Source organism: Rhodopirellula maiorica SM1, from assembly GCF_000346295.1.
Classification (GTDB): Bacteria; Planctomycetota; Planctomycetia; order Pirellulales; family Pirellulaceae; genus Novipirellula; species Novipirellula maiorica.
The window spans coordinates 1-4,659 of the sequence record NZ_ANOG01000191.1 but is presented as its reverse complement, the minus strand read 5'-3'; the positions used below and the strand labels follow the sequence as shown (position 1 = coordinate 4,659).

6 protein-coding genes are annotated in these 4,659 nt (G+C 51.0%); 1 reads left to right on the top strand and 5 read right to left on the bottom strand.

Annotated elements, in window-relative coordinates; translation table 11 throughout:
• Nucleotides 1-244 precede the first annotated feature (244 nt).
• The 4 genes from RMSM_RS38135 to RMSM_RS38130 all read right to left on the bottom strand — a co-directional run bounded on the left by RMSM_RS38135 (nt 245) and on the right by RMSM_RS38130 (nt 2,647).
• Nucleotides 245-478, bottom strand: coding sequence for a hypothetical protein (locus tag RMSM_RS38135; protein ID WP_081614037.1), 234 nt, complete (start codon nt 476-478; stop codon nt 245-247).
• A 121-nt stretch (nt 479-599) separates the two neighbouring features.
• Nucleotides 600-836: a hypothetical protein gene (locus RMSM_RS05910; protein ID WP_008692951.1), complete on the bottom strand. Its 237-nt coding sequence runs from the start codon at nt 834-836 to the stop codon at nt 600-602.
• A 356-nt stretch (nt 837-1,192) separates the two neighbouring features.
• The gene (locus RMSM_RS05905) at nt 1,193-1,804 is read right to left on the bottom strand and encodes a hypothetical protein (RefSeq protein ID WP_040764302.1); all 612 of its coding nucleotides are present in this window, start codon (nt 1,802-1,804) and stop codon (nt 1,193-1,195) included.
• Nucleotides 1,805-2,413: 609 nt separating this feature from the next.
• Nucleotides 2,414-2,647, bottom strand: a complete 234-nt coding sequence (locus RMSM_RS38130) for a hypothetical protein (protein WP_081614036.1) — start codon at nt 2,645-2,647, stop codon at nt 2,414-2,416.
• Nucleotides 2,648-2,754: 107 nt separating this feature from the next.
• On the opposite strand from RMSM_RS38130, the gene RMSM_RS05895 reads away from it, so the two are divergent.
• A complete protein-coding gene (locus RMSM_RS05895) occupies nt 2,755-3,612 on the top strand; it encodes a WD40/YVTN/BNR-like repeat-containing protein (protein WP_160168237.1) in 858 nt (285 codons plus the stop codon).
• 540 nt (nt 3,613-4,152) lie between these two features.
• Here RMSM_RS05895 and RMSM_RS05890 read toward each other — a convergent pair.
• Nucleotides 4,153-4,623 (bottom strand): ATP-binding protein, encoded by a 471-nt coding sequence (locus tag RMSM_RS05890; protein ID WP_081614035.1) that lies wholly within the window; start codon nt 4,621-4,623, stop codon nt 4,153-4,155.
• Nucleotides 4,624-4,659 lie beyond the last annotated feature (36 nt).

The following is a 4,659-nucleotide window of genomic DNA, read 5'->3' as shown; positions in this document are numbered from 1 at the left end:
AATCAGACGGGCAGGCGGCAGTTGCCGCGTACAAATCCCGAACCTCGCTGCTGACCCTGCCGAAGCCCCGACGACTCTGGATTGAGAACTGGCAAAATGATTGGCGGGCAAAATGATTAAATATCGGACCACCTCGATCCTGGAAGTCATTTTGCCAAATAATCATTCTATCAAACGTCTCTGCGCACCTTGGGCCATGTCGGACGAGAAAGCTGCTCCAGGGGCATGGTTTGTGTTTCGGTGTTCAGGTGAAGTTGTCATTCAATATTGGCTGCATCCTGACGCCACCGCGAGGACCCTTTGTATCGCCATTCCGCTCGGCGGACCAGGATCGATACACTGTCCACGCCCGACAGACCAAACCTCGGCCCCAGCTCTCGTAGTGGCCTTGATTGTGAAACGGCTTGCGGCGTTCCTCACCACGGGTGACGACGTGGTAGTTGGCGCCAGGGAGCTGGATCCGGGGCAGGCTTGGCATGGTAATCCTCCAGCACAAGAAAGAGCGGCTCTCTAAGCTCTCCCTCTAGAACACCGAACACAAGGCCGAACCCCGGCGCAGCCTTCACCGACGATGATTCGCGAAACCGATTCTAGCAGCTTCACGTTTTCGCCAACGTTCTATTTTGTAGCCGGCGCATCAACTCAATCCGTTCGCTCAACAATCGCTTGATCGTCACGTCATCCGCAAGCGGATTCTGGTCGCGAATCCCATCCTCGACCACGCGAATGGCAAGTTCCGATTGCTCCAGTCCAGCAAGCACGCGTTGCTCAGGCGACATCTTTGCAGCCTGAGCAACGCGGGAACGAATCGGATCGAATTGTTGTAGGGAAATCACTTTATCTGGGAAGCTGAAATTGACGTGACGATCAGGATTGGCGATCGGCTAATCTTCCACTTAATATACCCGAAACAATGGAGGACGAGATAGACGTAGAGTTCGACCTGATAAATCCGCAGCGTTTCGTAATGGACTTTCCCGAGAGCAACGAAATGGCCTTGCTTGCGAAAAATCTTCGCACCTAAGTTTGCTCGGTTTAGGGCGTCGTAAAGCCCTCCCGCTTCGTCTGCTCGTGGTGATCTGGGCATTTCATCAGCCTTCCGCGTTTGCGAACGAAACAAAGGGACTTGACCCATTTTGATTTTTCATCCATCGTCGCACAGTGGCTTGCCGCATTGCGCGGATACCAAATGCTATTCAAATGGATTCACGAATTCGACGCTTGGTAGATCATTCTGATCGATTAATGGCTTGCCATCCCGTTGGTCACTACCAGGTGAACTGTCTTCTGTCTTTACTGCCGGCCTGAATGACAAAATCCTATCCGTAAGGTAATTTGCATTCGCCATTCGTTGTTCAATTGGCGTGCTCTTCGATTCATAAAGTTTCCCTAGTTCTTCAATCAAGCGATTGCAAAACTGCCCCATTGGTTGGGGATGGTATCCACTGCGAAAAAAAGGTAGGCCATAAATTAAAACCATACCCGAGACTCCAGTACCATCACTGATGAAAAGACCGAGCATGCCCTTACCGTCAGGGACGTTTGGGTTATCCGTTTTTAAATTGATATCAACGGGCCAGAAGTCTCTGCGAGTGAGTTCATTTAGTAGCACTTTATCGCGAATTACGTATATCCTCTCCTCATACCACACAGTTACTTGGTTTGCATTTGTAAGTCGAAAGTGGAATTTCTGCAAATCATTGGGCCCTGTTTCCTGTGCAGCGGTAAATCCAAAGCAACAGCAACCCAAACCTAGAACCATTAAGGCCGTGCAAAGTCGAGCTCTCATCGATGCGATCATCATTCTATTGAGTAGCCTTTCCTCTGTACCATTGTCGCCAACGGGTTTGACCCATTTTGTTTTTTCGGACTGTCACGAGAGTTGGACCGCAGCTCATCGTCGATTTCCAAATTCGCTGCGAATAGTATAGCGAAGAGACTCTTGTTTTAACTATTTTCTCGGCTCTGTTTCAGAAACCATCAAAAACGGAAATTGACTGTGAAACAACTACTCGCCTTTCTTTCGTTACCTCTGTTGGCAATCGTTTTAAGCAATGACGTAAGTGCTCAAGACCAAATCGCGATATTACCATTCCATGTGTCATCATTGGATGCGACAAAGCCTTTGCGTGGATCGTCATCGGAAAAGCGATATTGCGTCAAAACGGATCGGCAACTCATCGAGGAGGTGATCCAAGCGAAAGTGGAACGAGAATTGGAACGTAAGTTCCCTGAAATGTTTCGGTCGGCTCGTGAGACGAAGGAGAGGGCCGAAGAAAGTCGTCGTCGTCGATCGAAGCTACGCAAGCAGCAGCAACAACTCAAGCCTATTTCGCCAATGATTTAGACGGGGCGGGTGGCAATGGTCGCACTGGGGAAGGATTCGCCGGGGTCAGGACTTGTGTTTCGGTGTTCAGGTGAAGTTGTCATTCAATATTGGCTGCATCCTGACGCCACCGCGAGGACTCTTTGTACCGCCGTTCCGCTCGGCGGACCAGATTCGATACACTGTCCACGCCCGACAGACCAAACCTTGGCCCCAGCTCTCGTAGTGGCCTTGATTGTGAAACAGCTTGCGGCGTCCCTCACCACGAGTAGCGACGTGGTAGTTGGTGCCAGGGAACTGGACCCGGGGCCGTCTAGGCATGGCAATCCTCCGTCGCAAGAGAGAGCATCTCTCTATGCTCTCCCTCTAGAACACCGAACACAAGGCCGGACCCCGGCGCAGCCTTCCCCATGGAAGCCTGGGCAGACATGTTGATCGACTGTTTTTTTACCGACGAAAGTACAGGCTGGGTCGTTGGCGGCAAGATCGATCCCAACGAACCGCAAGTTCGCGACAACTCGTTTCCTGTCGTCCTTAAGACGAATGACGGTGGAGCGACCTGGGAGAATAAGCTGGCTTCAATTGCAGATGACTTGGTCAAGGGCGAGTGGGGTTGGAAAATTCAATTCATAAACGAACAAGTTGGATTTGTTTCCCTTGAAGCCTTTGATGTCGGTGCGATTTTGAAAACGACTGATGGTGGTGAGAATTGGGAACGACTTCCCATCAATGATCCTCAGCGAAATGCCAACTTAGAGGGTGTTGGATTCATCGACGAAAACGTGGGATGGGTAGGCGGATGGGGAGACCGGGAGTTTGAACGGCAGTCTAGCAGCGCAACGCCTGACGGCGGTAAGACTTGGCGTGACGCAAACGAGATCGGACGAGCCATTAACCGATTTCGGTTTTTTGGGACCCCAGTGACCGTGGGTTATTCATCAGGCGTCACTGTTTACAAGTACGAAGCCAGCGATACAAGTCGAAGCTCAGCTAGAGCATTTGCGAGCAGTCGTCATGTTATGCCCGCGTCTGTTTTGACCCGAGCCAGTCAAGGAGAATCAATTCACATTCCAGTGACATGCCCTGACCCAAACCAGACGGCCACCCTAAGAATCTGGGATCGATTCGGGGAAGAAATCATCACGATTGAAAACATCGCAGGCGATTCAACGACAGTCGAGTGGAATTTGGAGGACCGTCATGGTAGCCGTGTCCGCCCCGGCTACTTCATCTTGCGACTGACATGTGGTGATCAGTCGGAAAGCTCGTTGTTGAAACTGAATTAGGACTTTGCAGGTCGGCGAACCAATGATCGCGTTGCGATGCAAATAAGGGCAAAAGTAATACATGCAAGATCAATCGTTGGTCACTGCAGGCAAAAGTCGCCTGAATTGTATCCGTCAATGGATATTCTCTATTGACGGGAAAAGCTTAGCTCGATTTCAGTTGGCACGCTTTTTGGGTTTCTTTCCTGAAGGCTTCCGTAGCGGCGCCAAGAACGAAAGATAGATTACCGGTTGGTTGTGAGAACTTGGAAGCATCTCAAAACATATGTGATTCCGAAATGTACATGACGCCCGAGTCAATCGATCATGATGTCCATCCCAGGTTGGCTTGAGTGTCCAGTTCATTCCGATCAGATGCACTCAAATTGAGTCACTAAATGCGCTCGATACGGAAGTGTCATGTCGACAATTAACCTAAAGCCATTTGGATCTTCAAATCCTGATGTCAGTTTGTGTCTGAAACGGTACCACCTATTGGCGCTTCAAACGGTACCAGTTGGAGAAGGTGAGCCTGGTTCGGCCCGAGTGGTACTGTTTGACTTAAGCTTCTTCGGTCGTTGACTCGGTTGGCGCTTTGGTACTGTTTGAAATTTTTCCCGAATTTCCCATCCGGTAACTTCGACCTGTGATCTGCATCACATCGCTATGGTGCAGGAACCGGTCCAGGATCGCCGTCGCACTGGGCACATCGCCGATCAGCTTGCCCCATTCCTCCAACGGACGGTTGCTCGTCATCATCGTGCTGCGGACGTCGTGCCGACGCATGATCACCTCGAACAAGTACTCGCCGCTTCGTTTGGGAAGTTGCTTCATTCCCATGTCGTCGATAATCAACAAGTCCGGTTCGAGATACCGTTTGAGAATCTTCTCGTGACCATCGAGCGCCTCGTCGTGAAGGAAGTCACGAACAACGTCAAAGATGCTGCGGTAATACACCGTCTTCCCGGCGCGGATCAGCGACAACCCGATCGCTTGGGCCAGATGACTTTTCCCGGTTCCCGGAGGCCCCAGTCAGAGCACGTCACGACGCTCGCGGACGAACCGGCT